This is a genomic window from Streptomyces sp. NPDC054840 (assembly GCF_053611065.1).
Map to the genome: position 1 here is coordinate 1 of NZ_JBSGZP010001152.1, position 1,133 is coordinate 1,133.

The 1,133-nt window shown below is 75.8% G+C and carries 1 protein-coding gene; it reads left to right on the forward strand.

Annotated features, from left to right (window positions below; genetic code table 11):
• Positions 1–1,092 (forward strand): phosphatidylglycerol lysyltransferase domain-containing protein (locus ACWGIU_RS38290; protein ID WP_453712759.1); only part of this gene is annotated, 1,092 nt, incomplete at its 5' end.
• Between the last annotated feature and the right edge of the window lie 41 nt (positions 1,093–1,133).

Here is a 1,133-nt window from a genome sequence, read left to right on the forward strand (position 1 = left end):
GTCGGGTGCGGGCGGGGTGGCGGGGGGCGGGCGTGCGGTCCGTCCGGCGGGGAGCCGGTGGTGAGCGCGGGGCGTACGGCGCCGGCCCCGGGAGCCGGGGCTGCGGGCCGGGCCCTGGAGCTCCTGCGGGCCCACGCCGACCATCCCAGTGCGGTACTGGCCCTGAACGAGGAGACCCTGCGCTACGCGGGACGGTCGCGGGAGGGGCTCGTCGCCTACACCCGGCGGGGACGCCGTGACGTGGTGCAGTTCGCCGCGCCGTTCGCCGCGCCGAAGGACCGGGGCGGCCTGCTGGAGGAGTTCCTGGCACATCTGGCGGCGGGGCCGGGGCCCGCGCCGCGGGTCACCGCGGCGCAGGTCGCACGGGCCGACGTGCCGCTGTACGCGGAGCGGGGCTTCACGGTGAACCAGCTGGGCAGCACCTACGGGATCGACCTCGCCCGGTTCACGGTACGCGGGAAGCCGCTGGCGAAGGTCCGGCAGAACGTCAACCGGGCCCTGCGCGAGGGGGTGAGCGTGGTGGAGGCGGATCCCGGCGACCTCGGGGACCGGCGGGAACTCGACGCGATCGACGCCCAGTGGCTCGCGGCGAAGGGCCGGCACGTCAGGGAACTGTCGTTCCTGATCGGTGAACGCGGCGGCCCCGCGGCGCCGCTGCGCCGGACGTTCCTGGCCCGGCACGGGGGCCGCACGGTCGGCTACATCAGCTATTCACCGGTGTGGGGTGCCAGGCCGGGCTGGCTGTACGACCTGACGCGCCGGTCGCCGCGGGCGCCGGTCGGCACGGTGGAGCTGGTCAACCTGAGCGCCCTGGAACGTTTCCGGGAAGAGGGTGCGGGCTGGCTGCATCTGGGGCTGACCCCGTTCGCCGGGTTCGGGGACCGGCACGAGCCGGCGGGTTCGAGCCGGGGGCTGGGCCGTGCGCTGCGGCTGGTCGCCGAGCACGGCAGGCTGGTGTATCCGGCCCGTTCGCAGGAGGCGTTCAAGCTGAAGTGGGCGCCGCACGTGATCGAGCCGGAGTACGTGGCCTTCCAGAACGGGGTGGGACTCCCGGCGGTCTGGCACCTGCTCAGAGCCACCGGCGCCCTCTGACCCCCCACACCGGCCCGGCCCGGCCCGGCCCGGTGCGGGGC